The organism is Chryseobacterium sp. 6424, from assembly GCF_003692615.1.
Classification (GTDB): Bacteria; Bacteroidota; Bacteroidia; order Flavobacteriales; family Weeksellaceae; genus Kaistella.
In genome coordinates this window covers 1,803,841-1,821,939 of the sequence record NZ_CP023540.1, presented here as the reverse complement: position 1 = coordinate 1,821,939, position 18,099 = coordinate 1,803,841, and the positions used below count along the sequence as shown (strand labels likewise).

Here is an 18,099-nt window from a genome sequence, read left to right as displayed (position 1 = left end):
CACGAAATCGCATCCTGAAAATCTTATCGCTGATCTAATTTTTTTTGTTTGATAGTTAGATTAATCTAATAATAATCTAAATTTTATAATTCTGCTAAGCGTCTAATTCACCGGCAATTACGTTCATCGAACACATGGTAACCACCGCGTCGGAGATCATGCCACCTTTGATCATCTCAGGATAGGCCTGGTAATAGATGAAACATGGACGGCGGAAATGCAGACGGTAAGGGCTTCGGCCACCATCGCTCACGAGATAGAAACCTAATTCGCCGTTACCTCCTTCTACACAATTATACACTTCTCCTTTAGGGACATCGGTTTCGCCCATTACAATTTTGAAGTGATAGATGAGGGCTTCCATGTTGTTGTACACATCTGCTTTTTCCGGCAGATAAAATTCAGGTACATCTGCATGGAAATTACCTTCCGGCAGGTTTTTGTAGGCTTGTTCAATGATTTTTAAACTTTCCCAAACTTCCTGCTGGCGCACCATGAAACGATCATAAGTATCGCCGCTGGTACCTACAGGGATGATGAAATCGAAATCGTTATAAGAGGAATATGGATCGGCCACCCGTACATCATAATCTACACCGGTCGCACGCAGGTTAGGCCCGGTAAAGCCATAGCTAAGCGCACGTTCAGCAGAAATAGGACCTACATTGATGGTACGGTCCATAAAGATTCGGTTTCTCTCGTTCAGGGTACAGAATTCGCCCCAGATTTTTGGGAAATTCTTCAGCCAGGTTTGTAACAGTTCATGGAATTTAGGGCTGAAATCTCTTTCAAAGCCGCCAATCCGTCCCATATTGGTTGTCATTCTGGCGCCACAAACCTGTTCATAAAGTTCGTAGATCTTTTCTCTTTCCTGGAAGAGATAGGTAAGACCGGTAATAGCCCCGGCATCCATCGCGATAACGCCATTGCAAACCATATGGTCGGCGATACGGGCAAGTTCCATCATGATCACGCGCATATAATCTACACGTTTCGGAACTTCACAACCGATGAGTTTCTCTACTGTCAGGTGCCAGCCAATGTTGTTGATAGGCGCTGAGCAATAGTTCATACGGTCGGTAAGGGTGGTGATCTGAGCGAAGTTTCTACGCTCACAGATTTTTTCGTAAGCACGGTGTATGTAGCCAATGGTTTGCTCAGAGTGTAAAATACGCTCCCCATCCATCGTAAGAACATTCTGGAAGATCCCGTGGGTAGCAGGGTGTGTAGGCCCTAGATTGAGGGTGTACAGTTGTCCATCGATCTGTTCTTTGGCTTCGTGCTGGTTCAGTATATTTGATAACGCGTTGTCTTTCATATTGAGATGGCTTTAAGCATCCTGGCAAACCAGGATACTGTTGCTGTTTTATCTTCCGAACATTTTATCATCTTTATCGGTACGGGTGCCGTCTTCTAAGCGGTATTCCTTCAGAAGCGGGTGATAGCCGATATCTTCCATATTAAGAATCACACGCAGATCCGGGTGACCTTTAAATTTAATCCCAAAGAATTCAAACGTTTCGCGCTCCATCCAGTTGGCACCTGCATACAGGTCGGTAAGGGTATCAACTTCTGCATTTTCACGGGGCATGAAGGCTTTGAGGCGAATACGGAAATTCGTCATCATGTTATGTAAATGATAGATGACACCGATTTCTTTTGCAGGATCGTTCGGATAGTGGATGCCGCAAATATCGGTCAGGAAGTTTATCTGTAGCGAAGAATCCCGCAGGTAATGAATTACCTTTTTGATGTCTTCTTTTTTGATTTCGAGGGTTAAAAAATCGTAAGGTTCGGCGTGTGAAATCACAGAATCCGGAAACTCCCGGCTGATGGCTTCTAATACAAATTCGTTGGTCATCTTTCTTATTTTATTCCGTAGGATTCCAATAAATGTTTGTATTCGGGCATATCTCTGCGGCGGATGCTTTCGCTTTCGCAAAGCGCCTGCACCTGCATCACCCCTTCAATGATTTGCTCTGGTCTTGGTGGGCAGCCCGGTACATATACGTCTACTGGGATGATTTTATCAATCCCCTGCAGTACGGAATAGGTATCGAAGATCCCGCCACTGGTGGCGCAAGCACCTACGGCCACTACCCAACGTGGCTCTGCCATTTGGGTGTACACCTGCTTAAGCACAGGGCCTAATTTTTTTGATATGGTACCACATACCATCAGCATGTCTGCCTGACGTGGTGAAAACGAGTTCCGTTCCATACCGAAACGTGAGGCGTCGTAAGTAGGGTTCAGTACCGCCATAAACTCAATACCACAACAAGAGGTGGCAAACGGCAGCGGCCATAAAGAATATTTTCGGGCCATACCTATCACACTGCTGAGCTTGGTAGCGAAGAATCCTTCGCCCTCGAACCCCTCAGGAGGTTCGGCATCCATTCTGATTACTGGTTTAGTATCTGACATGTTTAGTTTCTTTAAAAAGTTAATAATAGCACTTACTTATCCCAATTGAGGGCACCGCGCTTCCATACGTAAATGAACGCAATGAAAAACACAGAAATAAAAGTAAGCACGGCTAGAAAACCTTCTACCCCAAATTCACGCAGGTTTACAGCGTAAGGATAGAAGAACACAATCTCAATATCGAACAGAACGAACAGTACGGCAGTAAGGAAGTATTTTACCGAAAACGGCGTTCTGGCGTTACCTTCTACATCAATGCCACATTCGAAGTTTTCATTCTTTTTAACGGAATCTTCTCGTTGGCGCGGACCCAGGAAGTGTGTACCCAAAATACAAAGAAGCACGAAACCAAAGCCTACGGCGATTTGAATAAGTATTGGGATATAATTTTCTGGAATATTCATATCTACATCGATTTTTTGAATCAACAAATTTACGGAATATGTGCGACAGAGAAAAAAAATAGCCGCTGAAATCCGTTACAAATCTGGCTAAAATGGTATTTAGAATGAATCTAAATGATTACCGGTTCCGCTTTAGTCTTTTAAGGACCAAGAACGCCATATAACCGATATATAGGAACAGGAAGCTGGCAAAAAGTATATTGATCAAGGCGTTCAAACGTTCATCCGGCAGCTGGAAAAACTGGTTGTAAATGATGAATGCCAGCACCATACCCATGTAAATGTACAATTGTTTTTTCATAATCCGGTTCTTTAGACTTCCAGTGAATAGGTACGGCGACGTTTATGGTTGACAGGATTGTAGTCCTGCCACAGCAGTTGTACGCTCTTGTTCTCTTCCAGCTCCGGGTTGGTTTCGGCAAATTTTATACCCATTTTTCTGAACCTGATGAAAATCTCCTTAAAGATGATGGCGGTAACGCCGCGCCGCTGATATTCTGGGTGAATACCAATTAGGTAGAAGTTGGCACGCTCATTCCGGCGGCCGGCCTGTAGGAAATGCCACCAACCAAAGGGCCACAGCTTGCCTTTGGCTTTTTGCAAAGCGTGCGAGTAGGAAGGCATGGTAACAGCAAAAGCAATAAGCTCATGGTTTTCATCTTCCACACAAATCACATAATTTTTATCGATGTACGGAAAATACTTTTCTCGGTAGGTTTTTATCTGTTCATCGGAGATTGGGGTGTAAGTAGAGAGTGCGCTGTAGGTTTGGTCAAGCAGTTTAAACATCGGTTCCACCAGCGGCAAGATTTCTTTCTTACTTTTGAAATGAATGACGCGCAGTTTGTATTTCTCTGCGATCAGGTTGCTGAAACGGTCCACTTTTTCCGGCAGAACCGTGGGGAATTCCATCTCGAACTCTACCCATTCCTTTTCCTTTACAAGGCCCAGCCGTTCGAGGTGTTGCGGATAATAGGCGTGATTGTAAAGCCCGATCATCGTGGCCAATTTGTCAAACCCCATGGTCAGCATGCCACTTTTGTCGAGGTTGGTAAAACCCATCGGACCTTCAATTTTTTTGATGTTATTTTGTTTTGCGAAGGCCACCGCGGTATTGATAAGCATCTTTGAAACTTCTATATCATCAATGAAGTCGAGCCAACCGAAACGTACTTTGTTGATCCCCAGTTCCTGAGCTTCCTTATGGTTGATGATGACGGCGATTCTGCCCGCCACTTTACCCTTTTTAAGGGCCAGATACTGTTTGGCTTCTGAGTAGTCCAGCGCCGGGTTTTCCTTAGGATCCCACGTGTTTTTTTCTTCGTTGATTAAGGCCGGAACATAATTTTTGTTATTTTTGTAAAGTTCCATCGGAAAACGGATGAAACGCTGTAGATCGTCTTTGGTTTTTACCTCAATTACTGTAACTTCCGACATGGTTTTTATTTAATGAAACAAAGATAGATGATTAAAACAGATTTTAAAAGTTTGGCATGTTTTTTACAACTTAAGTGATGGTAATTTTAAATATAAAAGTAAGATAAAATGACAGGTTATTATGTAATTATTGGGATCTCGATGCTGGTGAGCTGGCTTGTTTCATCAAGATTGAAATCGAAATTCGAATATTATTCACAAGTTCACCTCAGAAACGGGATGTCTGGCAAAGAGGTGGCAGAAAAAATGCTACGCGACAACAATATTCATGATGTAAAAGTAATTTCAGTCCCCGGGCAGTTGACCGATCACTATAATCCTATGGATAAGACGGTGAATCTTTCCGAGGGAGTTTATATGCAGCGTAACGCAGCGGCGGCGGCAGTGGCCGCGCATGAATGTGGACATGCTGTGCAACATGCGGTGGGATATTCAATGCTGCAACTTCGTTCGAAACTTGTACCGCTTGTAAACATCAGTTCAAATTTAATGCAATTCGTACTGATCGCGGGGATCATGCTGATGGCTGCGACACAAACCATCGAAAACCCAAATGGTAATACCACCGTGCTTGGGGTAGGCGTACTGATGTTTGCTGTTACAACACTTTTTGCCTTCGTGACATTGCCGGTGGAGTATGACGCCAGTAACCGCGCCATGAAATGGCTGAAGGAAACCGGGACGGTGACCGCAGAAGAATATGTAGGCGTGCAGGATAGTCTGAAATGGGCCGCAAGAACTTATTTAGTGGCAGCATTGGGCTCTCTGGCACAATTGCTTTACTGGGCATCCATGCTAATGGGACGCAGAGATTAATCAGAAAAGGAATATTCAATATTTTGCATCTCGGACAATTGTTCCGAGATGTTTTCTTTTAACGCTGTTTTTACAGAAGCGGTTATGGTACATTGGTCGTGACTGATGAAATCGCTGATTTTCGCGTCAAATTTATTTAACAGAGTGAATATTTGGTTTTGCTTTTCAAAACTGAAACTGATTTCAAGTTGACTTTCAAGTTCTTTTATGATAATTTCGGAGGCTTCTAAAGTTAGCTTTGCGGTTTCCTTATAAGTTTTCACCAATCCTGAAACCCCCAGTTTTGTACCACCGTAATATCTTACGACAATAAGGAGGATATTGGTGATGTCATGTGCGAGAAGTTGATTATAGATTGGCAGTCCTGCGCTGCCGGTTGGTTCGCCGTCATCGTTTGCGCGATACTGCTCGCCGCGCAGTCCTAGGCGGAAAGCATAACAGTGATGAGTGGCTTTCGGATGTTCGGCATGTATTTTCTGAAGGGCTGATTTTATCTCACCCTCATCACGAACAGGAAATACAAATCCTATAAACTTACTGCCTTTTTCACGAAGCAGTACATTTTCTACAGAGGATTTTATGGTTTTGAATGAAAAGTCCAAACTCAGGTATTTTTGTAATATTCAATGATATTATCGCGAAATACAGCGGTTTCAGAAGGTGCCGCCTGAGAAACCGGAGCCTTGGTACCGTTGTGAAGCAAAAGGTTTTCATTTTTAATTATGTAGGCTTCATCCCACAGGCCCGCGTTAATGAAGTTTTGCAGCGTAAAACTGCCTCCTTCCACTAGCACCGACTGTATTTGTTGCGCATGCAGGATTTTCATGCAGTCTTCCAATAAATGTTCTTTGCAGACCTTCAGAAATTTATTTCCGCTCACTTCTGCTTCTGTTTTCGTATTGAGTACCAGGGTTGGTGCTTCGTCATTGTAAATTTTAAAGTCATCGGGCACTTTAAGTCCCGGATCAATTAGGATTCTGATGGGATTGCGCCCTTCGATTTCGCGTGTAGTAAGGCTTGGGTTGTCGTGCAGGGCTGTGTTTGCGCCGACCAAGATAGCGTGTTCTTGGCAGCGGAGTTGGTGGACGAATTGTTTGGTGAGTTCGTTGCCTATCTGCACAGGTTTGTAGTCCTGATCCATGAAACCATCTGCCGACTGTGCCCATTTTAAGATAATATAGGGCCTTTTCTTTTGGTGGAACGTGAAAAATCTTTTATTGATCTCGCGGCACGCGGTTTCTAGCACGCCAGTCTTGACTTCGATGCCTGCGTTCTCGAGGATCTGTTTTCCTTTACCATTCACTTTTTCGTGACTATCCATAGCGCCAATCACTACTTTTTTGAAACCAATCTCCGCGAGTTTTTCAGCGCATGGCGGGGTTTTGCCGTAATGTGCGCACGGCTCTAAAGTGACATACATGGTAGATTCGGGTAAAAGCGCTGGGTTTTCAACTGAATTTATGGCATTGATTTCTGCGTGGCCACATCCTGCTTTTTGGTGGTATCCTTCACCGATGATGATTCCGTTGTGTACAATAATACTGCCCACCATGGGATTGGGATAGCAATTGCCATGTGCCATTTTTGCCAGTTCCAGGCAGCGTGTCATGTATAATTCGTCTGTCATTTTCGTATAGCTTCATTTAAAATAAAAACACCCAACTGCTGCCGGGTGTTTTGGTTTTTCCGGGATACCGGTATGTGACTACTGGTTTTCGCCAACCAGTATGTTGTGCAGACTCTGCCTCATACTTTCAAGCTGTGCCTTCTTCTCGTCTATTTTTTCGTAAGTCTCCTTCAACAGTGGGTTTTCGCGGGTAGGATTGGTGAAGAAGCCGAGGTTGTTCTCCATTTTTACGATTTCTGCTTCGATATCCGCAATCTGGTTTTTGATCTTCCTTGCTTTATCGGTAAGCTGATTTTCAGAGAGGCCTTCTTCTTTCAGGTCGTATTCATGGATTTTGTTCAGCTTCAGTTTTTCACGGAGCGTTTTGTTGAACTCAGTATTGATGCTGAGTTTTTCGCGCGGTACTTTCCCGATGCTGTTCCAGTTGTTTTTGATCTGTTCGATGCGTTCTACGCTGCCTTCTTCGTTGGTGATTTCTTTAAGTTCATCAAGCAGCGCTTTTTTCTGCTTGTAGTTTTCTTTCCAGTTATCGCCACTGGTATTGTTTTTTTCGCGGTAGTTGTTGAAAAACGTATTGCAGGCATCCCGAAACTCATCCCACACCCTGTTGGTCATGTTCTTTGGTACGTGGCCAACTTTCTTCCAGTCTTCCTGTAGTTTTTTAAAGAGTGGCACTGTAACATCCCAGTCTTCGGAAGTGCTGTTGTCTTTCGCGGTTTGTATGAGTTTTAGTTTTTGCTCTAAATTGGCCTGCTGAGAATTCTTTAAACTTTTATAAAATTCGTTTTTAGCGGTATTGAAGTTCTTTAGATGCAGTTTAAAATCATTCCAGTTCTGGTTAGAGACACGACGTGGGACGCTGCCGATTTTCAGGAAATCACTTCTGAGTTCTTCGATGCGGCGGATGGCGTTTTGCCAGTAAGAATGGTTGGCCTCTTTTTCAGGCGCAGCAATTTTTTTGATTTCCTCGATGATTTTATTTTTCTTTTCGAGGTTTTCCTGCTGTTCTACATCAATCTGTGCGGAAAGCTCTGCTTTTCTGTCATGTATTCTGTTAGAGATTTCCTTGAATTCTTCCCAGGTTTTCTCACGGAATTCTTCTGCCACAGGCTCGGCTTCTTCTTTCCAGAGTTTATGGAGGTATTGAAGTTCATTCAATGCCTTTTGTACGGCCGGCTCGGTTTCAAGTTCTTTGGCGCGTTCGATAATATGCTGGCGTTTTTCCAGATTGTGTGCATATTCCTGCTCCATGTACTCTTTGTTCATGTCGAGCATTTGATAGAACTGGTTCAGGTGATGAAAATAGTTGTTGTTTAACAACTTGAATTCAGATTTTGCCACCTGTCCCGCATTTTTCCAGGCTTCTTTTATCTCGCGGATGGCTTTGAAAAGATTGGTGCCGGCTTCGGTATTTGTATAGAGGTTCTTAAGTCTTTCAATGATGTTTTGTCGCTCTTCGAGGTTTTTCTGCTGAATTTCTTCCTGTTTTTTGGTATAGGCCTCGTTTTTTTCGCGGAAGAGGTTGGATGTTGTCGAAAATCTGGCTTGTTCCGGATGCTGGTAACTGAAGTCTTCAGCAGCATTTCCTTCTGCTAAAAATTTGCTTTTCTGCTCTTCAGTATCCGCGTGAATGAGTTTCGTGGCTTGCTCCTTGAGTTGGGAAAAACGTTTTTGAAAGCTGCCGGCATCATCTTTCCGGCTGATGTCTTCCATCTCGTTCAGCAGTTCCGGGAGGGTAAGTGTGGCTATTTTATCAGAAGCATCGTCTTCGTGTTCCGGTGTGTCCTCGTGCTGATCTATTACTGCAAAGTCTTCCGTCGGCAGTTGTTCTTCTGTGGCGGTATCGTTTACTTCAACTGAATTACTCTCAGTACTTTCTGAAGTATCAGGACCTGTATTTCCGTTGTCCTGCGCATCAGTTTCTGTTGGTTCGTTGCCGGTAGTATAGGCGCCTTGCCCGTCGAAAGCGGCTTCAGCGGAACTTTGGGTGTTTTCTGCGGGATTGTGCGAAACTTTTTCTAGTGGTTTCTCCCCATTCTGGTCAGAGATTGGATCTTCTGTAATCATAGCAAACTTTTATTAGATTAATGGCCATTTTTTTTATCAAGTGTGTTTATAGCGCACTAATTTAATTTATTTTTTTTGAAAATTCCAAATTTCCCAGGCTTTTTCTGCCTGCTGCTCTAGCATATACAGTCCGTTTACGGTTTTAGCGCCTTTTTCGGCTGCTTTCCGTAGGAATTTTGTTTCGCTGGGGTTATAGATCAGGTCAATAACCAGATGGTTACAGGTAAGCGCATCGAACGCAAACTCCAGGCAGTCATCCACATTTGGGAAAGTGCCTACCGGCGTACATTGGATGATGATCTCGTGGGACGCTACAGAGTGTGCATCAAGATCCTGAAGTCGCAAATCGCCGCGCCGCGAATAGGTGCTGAATGGAATCTGTAACTTTCTACATACATACTGCACGGCTTTCGCCGCGCCGCCATCACCGAGGATGATGGCGCTTTGGTGATGCGCTTTCCGATGAAGTGCGAGCGTCTTTTCGAAGCCATACACATCGGTATTGAAGCCTTTTTTTAAACCATCTTTCAGTAAAATACAGTTTACCGCGCCAGTCTCGCGCGCTTCCTCACTGAGTTCATCAAGGTAAGGGAGGATTTTTTCTTTGTACGGAATGGTTACATTTAATCCTAAGATCTGCGAATTATTCAGCAACGTTTGGGCCTGTGCAAGGTCTTCACAATCATAGATATGATAATCAAAGTCTTGCAGCATCAGTTGCCGGAATTTGTTCTCGAAATATTTTTTTGAAAAAGAGTAGGAGATATTTCGGCCAATAAGGCCTAGCTTGGTGTGTTCCATGATTCAAAATTAGCAATTACGGCGTGAATGCAGGCAGTTTTAACGTGAATATTTCATGCTACTTTAAAAATTTTGCATGAAAAAACCGGCTCTTGGAACCGGTTTTTTTTGTAATCAAAAGGTGGATTACTGTACGATAAATTTAGCGTTTTGCTGCCCAACTTTCAGGATGTAAATGCCTTTCGGTAAGTTATTGAGTTTGATAACCGAACCGTTTTTGAAAGGTTTTGAAACCGACTGAACCATTTTGCCACTGAAGTCGAAAATCTGTGCAGATTCCATATCGGCAAGTCTGGCGCCACGTACATACAGTTCGCCATTTTTTACTGGGTTCGGATATATGGTAAATGTTGTTGAGTCACCATTTTCTTTCACGCTAGCGGTTGCATAGCAGGTCCACTTCATATCATCAATGGCTACGCGGTTGTCTGTGCTGGTATTCTGTAGCGTGATTTCGACGGTGCCGGAGATGTTAATGCCTGTTACTGTGGTTGTTGTCACTTGACTAGAATAAGGAACTGTTTTGCCTGTATCTTCACCATTCACTAAGATTTTTAGCGTGCCTGGGGAGCCAGAATATTTAAGTTGTGTTGTCACCGTTAGATTACCGATTCCATTGGGAACTGAAAGTGCGGTGAGGAAGCCGTTGCGGATCGTAATTGCAGGTCCGTTTATCGTTTGGTCGGTGCGCGAGTCTTCTGAAGTCCAAGAGATTCCTTTGCTGGTCCAGTTATAAGTGGAGTAGTTAGAGGAAGCTGCGGGTATGTTATCGAAGTTTTCATCACCACAGTTAATACCGATAGCATTGGTAGTCGCCGTGATGGTGTTACTTGCAGGTGATACATTACCTGCTGCATCTTTTGCTAAAACATATATAGTATAAGTGGTAGCGGGATTAAGGTTAGAAACGTTGGTGCTTGTTGTATTGGTGGAACCCTGAAGTTCCCCGTTTACATAAATATCATAGGAAGTCACTTCGTAATTATCTGTTGCGGCACTCCATTGTATAGAAATACTGTTACTTCCTACAGAGGTTACGGCGAGATTGGTTGGCGCTGTAGGTGCCTGATTATCCGTAAGTGTAGTTGTAGTTACCGTATTACTCGCTGCAGATGTATTGCCAGCGGCATCCACGGCGGTGACGTAGAAGCTATAGGTCGTCCCCTGGGATAAACCGGATACTGTAGCCGTTGTATTAACTGAATTGCTGTGAAAGACTCCGTTCACATAAATTTTGTAGTAAGTCACCGCTACATTGTCTGTAGAGGCACTCCAGGATAGGGTTGCAAACGCAGTACTTGTACTGGTTACCTGAAGATTTGAAGGAGCTGTTGGGGCCTGATTGTCAATAATGGGTGTTCCTCCCCAAATCTGCTGTACCCAATCTGGTCTGTCAATAAAGGGATTTCTGTTTTTCTGGATAGCAAACGTTGCGTTATTCCGGTCGATTTCTAATGGTGAAACCGGATCTTGTGCATGCCACGCCAGCAAGACATCGCGTTCCCAGGTCTGTAATCCTGGATAAGCCGATCCTCCAAGAATATTACCAGTAGAGAAACTGCTTAGTTGTGTTTCGTATCTTGTGACAAAATAGAGTATCATCCGGGCCACATCTCCTTTAAACTCATCAATGGGTTCACAAACTGTGCCGCTGTATCCGGGTGAGGCACTGGGGCCTACCTTGGTACCGTTCTTTGAAGTGAAAGACGGATTGTTTACCATACCGAACGGGTAGTTGCTGCGCATGCCATTCACTTTACCATCCGTTGGCCTTACATGATGAAGGTCCGAAACCATTGGACGCTTAGAATTAAAAAGACTCTGTGGCACAATGTGTTCGCGGTTATAGCAGTCGCCTTCTGCACCGTAGTTTCCGCATTTTTTCTGTCCGTGGCGGTATGTATAAGGGTCTGTACCGGTAGGTTTTTCAGAATAAATGTCCAATACACTACCGTCATTTTCGTAATATTTATCTGTATCAGTACTTGGGTAAGCGCTATAAAGGCCATCATAGCCCATGTCCGAAGCACCGGAAGAAATAATCTGGTAGAGTCTGGTTTTTAATTGTGCGCCGGTAAGGCCATCAGTTCCGGTGTAATAATTTGCTGGTGCCTGTGCCAGTGTTATCGAAAATACGAAACTCAGGAAAAGAATAGTTAGTTTCTTCATTTTAAAATAAATTGGAGCACAAAGTTACACAAACAATTATTGTAGTGAATGCTATATATAATGATATTTAACCATGATTCTGTTAAACATGAAAAAACCGACTTTTAGTCGGCTCAAAGTATTCTATGGAATGATAAATTTAAAAGTCCTTTGCTGTATCTTCAGGAAATAAACGCCTTTGTTTCTGTGCTGAAGCTTGATACTATTCCCGTTCTTGAAAGGTTGGGGAATTTGCTGAACAACCTGTCCGGTGGCAGAGATGATTTGTGCTGAAGGTATCTTTGAAAGGTTTTTCCCCTCAACCCTCAGTTCTCCATTGCTTATCGGATTTTGGATAATTCGCAGGGTGCTTACCGCTTCGGATGTTTCGGTGGTGGAGAGTGTAGAAGTCCAGATCATCGTTACGAATTCAGGACGGTCCACATAAGGGTTCCGGTTTCCCTGGAAGGTGTATGCATAATTATTTCTTGCGATTTCAAATGCCGAAACAGGATCTTTCAAATGCCAACTGATCAACAGATTAATGTACCACTGCTCGAAAACGCGGGTTCTGCTCCCATCCTGTGGGTTGTGCACGTTGCTGGTATCGAAGCCCTGCACCTTATCCTCATATCGGGTAATGAAGTAGAGCAGGCTGCGCGCCACATCTCCTTTAAACTCATCAATAGGTTCAAACACCGTCCCTCCATAGCCGGGGAAATTACTGGTACCGAGTTTCGAGCCGTTGGTAGAAGTCCAACTCGCTGTACCTACCGTGCCGAAAGGGTAATTATTTCTCTTACCATTTACCACGTTATCAGTAGGCCTCACATGGTGGTAGTCGTTTTTCATGGGAGCACCTTCATTGAAAAATCCTTGCGGGAAAAGGTGTTCGCGGTTATAGCAACCACCTTCTGATGATGGGGTAGTGCCACCGCATTGGTTGGTGCCAGGGGTATATCTATACGCATCGGGACCGGCAGGTTTTTCAGAATAAATATCTAGGATCGAATTGTCATTTTCGTAATATTTATCTAAATCACCAACTTTGTAGCCATCCCACAGGCTGCCATAGCCTCGGTCAATGTGCCCGTTCGAGATAATTTCGAAAAGTTTGGTCTTCAGGGCATAACCGGTCAATCCGGCAGTCCCATTATAATAGTTCGCTGGCTGTGCAAAAACTGCGGAAACGATGAAAGCCAGCAGAAATGAGGCGATTTTTTTCATGGATGTTCAATATAGGAAACAAAGTTAATAAATCTTACCAACTTTCATTAAAGATTAAAATTACTGAAAGGTGAAGTTTATTTGGTGAAATAAACCCTGTTGATTTTTGAAAAGAACCAGGAGACCACAAGTCCGAATACTGCTGCGGTAGCCGCGACAACCAAATAATTCACGGCCCGGATCCGTACCGGGAAAGGCAGGTCAGATCCCGCGCCGGCTTTAAAAAAACCTGTTTCAATCTGGAAATAACTGATGGTTGTGCCTAAAACCAAACCGCTCAGCAACCCGAAAATTACGATTAAGATACCGGTATAAAAGTATATGTAACGAAGCGATTTTAGACTAAGCCCAAGGGAAATAAGCGATTTCGCCTGCTCCTTTTTATCAAGCTGAAGGATGATGATGGCCCCCGCCAGATTAAAGGTGGTGATGAAAATTACCAGCGCGAAAATGAGATAGATAAAAAGTTTCTCGGTGTTTATCATCTTCCAGAAGGCGGCATTCTCTTCAGATTTTGTGGTAAGTAGATAGTCTGTGCCCAGTTTTTTTGCCAGTTTTGCTTTAACCGTATCCGCTGCTTCAGGATTTTTAAGTTTGATGACAATCTGGTAGGCAGATTTCTTCGGAAGTTCTAAAAGTTCCCAGGTAAGTTCGATGGGAGAAATGATGGTGTTATCAAGCTGATCGTTCCCGGGGAAAACACCGGAAACATAGATGTCTCGTTTATTAAAGATATCTTCCTCTTTGCTGATGATGCCGGTACCGCGTTTGGGCATCATGAGGCTGGCGACTTCCGAACTCTCCCCAACAGGGATCCTGAGGCGGTTGTCGAGTTTGTTTTCGAGCAATACTTCGTTAGAATATTTAAAACTTGGATAAGAACCGTAAAAAATATTCTGATCGATGGGGTTTACAAAAATATACGCCGAATCTACGCCGCGCAGGTTGGCAATATCACCGTTACCTCGGAAATTGAGGTACACTTTCTCTTCAATCACTTTCGAGAAATGTGCTATTTCGGGTTCAGCAAGCAATATTTTCTCGGTTTCGCCGAGGTTGCGCAGCGTCTTTCCCGAAGCGCTTTTCACTGTAACGTCTGCATGAAGATTGGCGATAAGATCTCTGTTCAAATCTTCTAAACCGGAGAATACCGAGATAATGATAAACATCGCCGTAACAGCCACCATCATGGCAATGGCCGCGAGCCACGTAATAAACGTAACGGCGGTGCTGCCTTTTTTGGCCAAAAGGTAGCGTGTAGCAATGTAAATCGGCGTATTCTTCAAAACCTACAGCAAAATCAGGAGTTACAGAATAGGGTTGTCGCCTTCGCCTTTCAGTTCTTTTTCTATTTTTTCCACATCATCGAGCGTGGTGTCGAGGTAAAAATGAAGGTCAGGGATGATCCTTACCTGCTTGCCCATTTTCTGACCCATGAAGTTTCGGTAAGCAGATTTGTTGTCCTCAATCTCCTTCATAATCTGCTTGCGGAAATGAGTCGGGAAGATGCTCAGGTACACTTTGGCAATACTAAGGTCTGCTGTTATTTTAACATCAGAAACGGTCACCAGAAAATTCTGTGCGCTTTCCGAGGCTTGCTTACGGAAGAGTTCTGCCAGGTCTTCCTGTATAATCTGTGCTACTTTTCTTTGTCTGTTACTTTCGTTCATAGTGCAAATTTAGTATTTTTGTTTGATACTTTCAGAGACGGAATATCGATGAAATGCAGTGCTTGTTCTGCATGATTTGTTACTGTCACTGGATTTTTTTAAACTTGTGAATCATGAAAATTGAACATATAGGCATCGCCGTGAAATCATTGGAAACCTCCGACCGGCTTTTTGAGAGACTTTTAGGGAAATCATCCTATAAACAGGAAAAGGTAGCGCGCGAAGGCGTTACCACCTCTTTTTATGAAGTGGGCGACAGTAAGGTAGAACTGCTAGAAGCCAGCAATGCTGACAGCCCGATTGCCCGTTTTCTTGGTAAAAAAGGGGAGGGCATCCATCATATAGCTTTTGGGGTGGAAAATATCGTGGAAGAAATCGCGCGTCTGAAGAATGAAGGTTTTGAATTTATCTCTGAAGAGCCCAAAGATGGCGCTGATAATAAACTGGTAGTGTTTCTGCATCCGAAATCTACGAATGGGGTTTTGGTAGAATTATGTCAGGAAAAAGCATAAAAATTTTCATGATATAGGAAAAATTTTTACATTTGCACACTCGCAAAACAGAGGAATGCCATGAATCTGTTTTCTGGCCTTGTAACTCAGTTGGTTAGAGTAGCTGACTCATAATCAGCAAGTCCTTGGTTCGAGCCCAAGCTGGGCCACTCTAAAAATCAGACACTTACGAAATTTTGTAAGTGTCTTTTTTTTATTTTTGACGAACATTTGACGAACATTTTAAATTTATTTTATTGCTATATTAGTGCTGTTATTTTGTATAGAAACTAAATGGATAGTATATATCTTGTCGCTTATACCACGATACTAATTTTCACAATACTCATTCCGAGCTTTCTTCTTGGCCGGATCTGGTTCGCTGTAAGCCCATTTGCTATCAATTATTATCGTTCAGAGAAAGCCAGTTGGTATAACAGTTGGAACACAGACCGTTTTTTAATAGTGGTGTCGGGATTGGCCATATCCGTTGTACTTTCATTTTTCTGGGGCGTAAAGATACTGATGCAGATACAGGAGATGGAGCCGGACTTTGTTGAAGTCTTTTTCTATATCGTTATACAGATCATTATTTTGGTATTGCTTGAGGCAAAAATGGATCACCCCGGAAAACCTCTGAAAGCGTTTCGAGAATTTCAAAGGAAGAGATATGACGAACGCTTTGTTTTCTTGGAGAAGCAAAATGCTGCCGATACGGTTACCCATCATGCTGCCGAATTGAAAAAAGAAATTCAGCATACTAAGGAAAGCCTAGCAGGAGAGATACAGATTCATAAGGATATCAGCACCGAGATTCATTTATTGGCTGACGAAAATAACCGATTGCTGAAAACCTCGGACTTTCCATTTGAGTTAAGGAACACGACAAATTTGAATATATCTAACCTTATGACGGAGTATTTTATAAGTGAGGAATCTAGACAGCCGCTAGAGGATTTTCTGCTAAGAAAAAGAAAGAATGGCAAGATTATTTTTACAAAAATTCCACGAAACGGCGTGAGTATTCAACCTATCCTTGACTTCTTCTCCCGATATACCGACCTGATTGAAAAATGTAAGGCGGAAAAATATTCTCAGGCGGAGACTGCCGAAATCATAAACGAAACAGCTTCCGCCCTGACACGGAAGGGAGAACTAGAAAACCAGCCCATAAATTCTAAAAATTTGTCGAAATATCTTTCTTGATGTCTTTTTTAGTAGGAATATGGGTATTTTCAATTTGTCAGATAAATATTTTAGATTAATCATTTTATTGTAAATCAATTATTTAAATGCGATTTTTTATCGTTTTTAAAATTAAATTTCATAATATATTATAAAACAAAACCTCCTGCGAAATGCACATTTCTTTAGGTTGTTTTATTTTACAAAAAACTTTTTAAGTCGCTTTTAGGCGGCTTTTTCTTTGGGAAATATCTTGGCCTCAACAAAATTCAACGAAATGAAAGACCAAGAAAGACTAGCTGCGCTAGAAAGCCAAATGTCCACTTTGGTAAACTCGCAAAAAGAGTTTACCTCGAAGGCGCTACAGATGCTCGCCCTCGGAACCAAGAACATCTATTCTAAGGAAGAGGCTGCGCTGTTCCTCAACCTGGATCCGGACTATCTCTACCAACTCAAACACCACGGCAAATTGAAGGCCTACAAAAAGAAGGGGCAAAAGAAAATCTACTTTCGCAAAGAGGACCTCGAAGCTTATCTTCTGGGGGATAATGTGGAGGAAATACAAAATGATGACTATGACGCATTCGAGCAGGAAATTCTGGAGCGATGGAAGAAATAACCAACAAGCCGGCTGAGGAGCAAAAAATCCCTGTTCTGTACCAAACCGCTTCCGAGACCACTACCATTTTCGATATGGTGATGAAGTATCTTGAAAGCAAGTATGACCTTCGCTTTAACGCCATCGCCCTGGAGATAGAAATATCGCTCAAGGGAAAGGACAGCTGGACGGAGCTAAACATCAACTCCCTGCTGATAGAACTCGTACAGGCCGGGATGCAGATCACCATGCAGAAGTTGGAGATCCTCGTACGGAGCCACTTGATAAAGAGATACAACCCGATAGCGGAATACTTTAAAAAACTCGCGGGCTGGGACGGCGAAGACCATATCCGGAAGCTGGCGGGATTTGTCCGGACCAACGACAGCGAAGCGTTCCGCTACCACCTCGAGAAGTGGCTGACCCGCGCCGTGCTCTGCGCCCTGAAGAAAGACTATGTCAACAAGCAGTGCCTCGTGCTGGCAAGCTCCAAACAGAACACGGGCAAAACCACCTTCCTGCGGTTCCTCATCCCGGACGGGCTCAGGGATTATTATTCCGAAAATGTCACAGTGGACAAGGACGGCATCATTGCCATCTGCAAAAATTTCATCCTCAATGCGGACGAGCTGGCCGTGCTGTCCAAATCGGATGTCAACACCCTGAAATCCTTCATCTCGATGGGCGGCGCAAAAGTAAGGGTGCCTTACGGACGGAAGCCGGAGAACATGGATAGGATATGTTCCTTTGTTGCCTCCACCAACAGAACAGATTTCCTTACCGACGAGACAGGAAGCGTAAGGTGGCTGGTTTTCGAAGTTTTAAGCATTAACTTCAATTATTCCAAGGAAATAGACATAGACAAGGTATGGGCGCAGGCGTACCACAATGCTTTTGAAAGAAAAATTTACCAACCGGAAATGACGCTCTCGGACATAGAGGCTAATGAGCTGAGGAACGAGCAGTTTTCCCAGCTTTCACTTGAGCAGGAAATCGTTTCCGCACACTTCGAGAAATCGAAGGACATCAAGGATTTTCTTACGGCGACGGACATCGTTGTGGCAATGAACAACGCCCTGAATTTAAGATTGAACAACATCAAGGTCGGAAAGGCGCTCACCAGGCTCAAGTATGAAAGAATCAAGCATCCGAAACTGCAGGTTTACGGCTACCTGATCCGAAGAAAGATTGACTGAAAGAAAGT

At 43.4% G+C, this 18,099-nt stretch carries 19 protein-coding genes and 1 tRNA gene; 6 read left to right on the top strand and 14 right to left on the bottom strand.

Annotated features, from left to right (window positions below):
- Positions 1–94: 94 nt before the first annotated feature.
- The 6 genes from CO230_RS08440 to CO230_RS08415 form a co-directional block, all read right to left on the bottom strand.
- Positions 95–1,318 (bottom strand): NADH-quinone oxidoreductase subunit D, encoded by a 1,224-nt coding sequence (locus CO230_RS08440; RefSeq protein ID WP_122028194.1) that lies wholly within the window; start codon positions 1,316–1,318, stop codon positions 95–97.
- Positions 1,319–1,366: 48 nt separating this feature from the next.
- Complete coding sequence (locus tag CO230_RS08435; RefSeq protein ID WP_122028193.1) at positions 1,367–1,861, bottom strand: NADH-quinone oxidoreductase subunit C; 495 nt, start codon at positions 1,859–1,861, stop codon at positions 1,367–1,369.
- Positions 1,862–1,866: 5 nt separating this feature from the next.
- Positions 1,867–2,424 (bottom strand): NADH-quinone oxidoreductase subunit B, encoded by a 558-nt coding sequence (locus CO230_RS08430; protein ID WP_122028192.1) that lies wholly within the window; start codon positions 2,422–2,424, stop codon positions 1,867–1,869.
- Between the two features lie 32 nt (positions 2,425–2,456).
- A complete protein-coding gene (locus tag CO230_RS08425; protein ID WP_122028939.1) occupies positions 2,457–2,828 on the bottom strand; it encodes an NADH-quinone oxidoreductase subunit A in 372 nt (123 codons plus the stop codon).
- A 118-nt stretch (positions 2,829–2,946) separates the two neighbouring features.
- Positions 2,947–3,129, bottom strand: a complete 183-nt coding sequence (locus CO230_RS08420) for a hypothetical protein (RefSeq protein WP_122028191.1) — start codon at positions 3,127–3,129, stop codon at positions 2,947–2,949.
- An 11-nt stretch (positions 3,130–3,140) separates the two neighbouring features.
- Complete coding sequence (locus tag CO230_RS08415) at positions 3,141–4,265, bottom strand: GNAT family N-acetyltransferase (protein ID WP_122028190.1); 1,125 nt, start codon at positions 4,263–4,265, stop codon at positions 3,141–3,143.
- 108 nt (positions 4,266–4,373) lie between these two features.
- Here CO230_RS08415 and CO230_RS08410 point away from each other — a divergent pair, with 108 nt between their 5' ends.
- Positions 4,374–5,081, top strand: a complete 708-nt coding sequence (locus CO230_RS08410) for a zinc metallopeptidase (protein ID WP_122028189.1) — start codon at positions 4,374–4,376, stop codon at positions 5,079–5,081.
- On the opposite strand, the gene CO230_RS08405 is transcribed toward CO230_RS08410, so the two are convergent.
- From CO230_RS08405 to rbfA, 8 genes are all read right to left on the bottom strand, one after another.
- Complete coding sequence (locus tag CO230_RS08405) at positions 5,078–5,683, bottom strand: IMPACT family protein (RefSeq protein ID WP_122028188.1); 606 nt, start codon at positions 5,681–5,683, stop codon at positions 5,078–5,080. The genes CO230_RS08410 and CO230_RS08405 overlap by 4 nt on opposite strands.
- A 2-nt stretch (positions 5,684–5,685) precedes the next feature.
- Positions 5,686–6,708, bottom strand: a complete 1,023-nt coding sequence (gene ribD / locus CO230_RS08400; protein ID WP_122028187.1) for a bifunctional diaminohydroxyphosphoribosylaminopyrimidine deaminase/5-amino-6-(5-phosphoribosylamino)uracil reductase RibD — start codon at positions 6,706–6,708, stop codon at positions 5,686–5,688.
- Positions 6,709–6,786: 78 nt separating this feature from the next.
- Entirely contained in the window at positions 6,787–8,775 is a 1,989-nt protein-coding gene (locus tag CO230_RS08395; protein ID WP_122028186.1) for a DUF349 domain-containing protein, read from the bottom strand.
- 66 nt (positions 8,776–8,841) lie between these two features.
- Positions 8,842–9,576, bottom strand: a complete 735-nt coding sequence (locus tag CO230_RS08390; RefSeq protein WP_122028185.1) for a shikimate dehydrogenase family protein — start codon at positions 9,574–9,576, stop codon at positions 8,842–8,844.
- A 126-nt stretch (positions 9,577–9,702) separates the two neighbouring features.
- Positions 9,703–11,745 carry an endonuclease gene (locus CO230_RS08385; protein WP_122028184.1) on the bottom strand — a complete coding sequence of 681 codons (2,043 nt, stop codon included), beginning with the start codon at positions 11,743–11,745 and terminating at the stop codon, positions 9,703–9,705.
- A 123-nt stretch (positions 11,746–11,868) separates the two neighbouring features.
- Positions 11,869–12,951 carry an endonuclease gene (locus tag CO230_RS08380; RefSeq protein ID WP_122028183.1) on the bottom strand — a complete coding sequence of 361 codons (1,083 nt, stop codon included), beginning with the start codon at positions 12,949–12,951 and terminating at the stop codon, positions 11,869–11,871.
- A gap of 77 nt (positions 12,952–13,028) precedes the next feature.
- Positions 13,029–14,237 carry an ABC transporter permease gene (locus CO230_RS08375; RefSeq protein ID WP_122028182.1) on the bottom strand — a complete coding sequence of 403 codons (1,209 nt, stop codon included), beginning with the start codon at positions 14,235–14,237 and terminating at the stop codon, positions 13,029–13,031.
- Positions 14,238–14,258: 21 nt separating this feature from the next.
- On the bottom strand, positions 14,259–14,621 hold the full coding sequence (rbfA, locus tag CO230_RS08370; protein ID WP_122028181.1) for a 30S ribosome-binding factor RbfA: 363 nt from the start codon (positions 14,619–14,621) through the stop codon (positions 14,259–14,261).
- A 113-nt stretch (positions 14,622–14,734) separates the two neighbouring features.
- Here rbfA and mce point away from each other — a divergent pair, with 113 nt between their 5' ends.
- From mce to CO230_RS08345, 5 genes are all read left to right on the top strand, one after another.
- Positions 14,735–15,133, top strand: coding sequence for a methylmalonyl-CoA epimerase (gene mce / locus CO230_RS08365; RefSeq protein ID WP_122028180.1), 399 nt, complete (start codon positions 14,735–14,737; stop codon positions 15,131–15,133).
- 75 nt (positions 15,134–15,208) lie between these two features.
- A tRNA-Ile gene (locus tag CO230_RS08360) sits at positions 15,209–15,282 on the top strand.
- Between the two features lie 124 nt (positions 15,283–15,406).
- Positions 15,407–16,318 carry a hypothetical protein gene (locus tag CO230_RS08355; RefSeq protein ID WP_122028179.1) on the top strand — a complete coding sequence of 304 codons (912 nt, stop codon included), beginning with the start codon at positions 15,407–15,409 and terminating at the stop codon, positions 16,316–16,318.
- 256 nt (positions 16,319–16,574) lie between these two features.
- Positions 16,575–16,916 carry a helix-turn-helix domain-containing protein gene (locus tag CO230_RS08350; RefSeq protein ID WP_078704759.1) on the top strand — a complete coding sequence of 114 codons (342 nt, stop codon included), beginning with the start codon at positions 16,575–16,577 and terminating at the stop codon, positions 16,914–16,916.
- Positions 16,904–18,091 (top strand): VapE domain-containing protein, encoded by a 1,188-nt coding sequence (locus tag CO230_RS08345; RefSeq protein ID WP_122028178.1) that lies wholly within the window; start codon positions 16,904–16,906, stop codon positions 18,089–18,091. Before CO230_RS08350 ends, CO230_RS08345 begins: the two co-directional genes overlap by 13 nt.
- Positions 18,092–18,099: the final 8 nt, after the last annotated feature.

Bases quoted from the DNA above. Each gene is read 5' to 3' on its own strand.
- CO230_RS08440 (WP_122028194.1), bottom strand. From the start codon at position 1,318: ATGAAAGACAACGCGTTATCAAATATACTGAACCAGCACGAAGCCAAA.
- CO230_RS08435 (WP_122028193.1), bottom strand. From the start codon at position 1,861: ATGACCAACGAATTTGTATTAGAAGCCATCAGCCGGGAGTTTCCGGAT.
- CO230_RS08430 (WP_122028192.1), bottom strand. From the start codon at position 2,424: ATGTCAGATACTAAACCAGTAATCAGAATGGATGCCGAACCTCCTGAG.
- CO230_RS08425 (WP_122028939.1), bottom strand. From the start codon at position 2,828: ATGAATATTCCAGAAAATTATATCCCAATACTTATTCAAATCGCCGTA.
- CO230_RS08420 (WP_122028191.1), bottom strand. From the start codon at position 3,129: ATGAAAAAACAATTGTACATTTACATGGGTATGGTGCTGGCATTCATC.
- CO230_RS08415 (WP_122028190.1), bottom strand. From the start codon at position 4,265: ATGTCGGAAGTTACAGTAATTGAGGTAAAAACCAAAGACGATCTACAG.
- CO230_RS08410 (WP_122028189.1), top strand. From the start codon at position 4,374: ATGACAGGTTATTATGTAATTATTGGGATCTCGATGCTGGTGAGCTGG.
- ribD (WP_122028187.1), bottom strand. From the start codon at position 6,708: ATGACAGACGAATTATACATGACACGCTGCCTGGAACTGGCAAAAATG.
- CO230_RS08395 (WP_122028186.1), bottom strand. From the start codon at position 8,775: ATGATTACAGAAGATCCAATCTCTGACCAGAATGGGGAGAAACCACTA.
- CO230_RS08390 (WP_122028185.1), bottom strand. From the start codon at position 9,576: ATGGAACACACCAAGCTAGGCCTTATTGGCCGAAATATCTCCTACTCT.
- CO230_RS08385 (WP_122028184.1), bottom strand. From the start codon at position 11,745: ATGAAGAAACTAACTATTCTTTTCCTGAGTTTCGTATTTTCGATAACA.
- CO230_RS08380 (WP_122028183.1), bottom strand. From the start codon at position 12,951: ATGAAAAAAATCGCCTCATTTCTGCTGGCTTTCATCGTTTCCGCAGTT.
- rbfA (WP_122028181.1), bottom strand. From the start codon at position 14,621: ATGAACGAAAGTAACAGACAAAGAAAAGTAGCACAGATTATACAGGAA.
- mce (WP_122028180.1), top strand. From the start codon at position 14,735: ATGAAAATTGAACATATAGGCATCGCCGTGAAATCATTGGAAACCTCC.
- CO230_RS08355 (WP_122028179.1), top strand. From the start codon at position 15,407: ATGGATAGTATATATCTTGTCGCTTATACCACGATACTAATTTTCACA.
- CO230_RS08350 (WP_078704759.1), top strand. From the start codon at position 16,575: ATGAAAGACCAAGAAAGACTAGCTGCGCTAGAAAGCCAAATGTCCACT.
- CO230_RS08345 (WP_122028178.1), top strand. From the start codon at position 16,904: ATGGAAGAAATAACCAACAAGCCGGCTGAGGAGCAAAAAATCCCTGTT.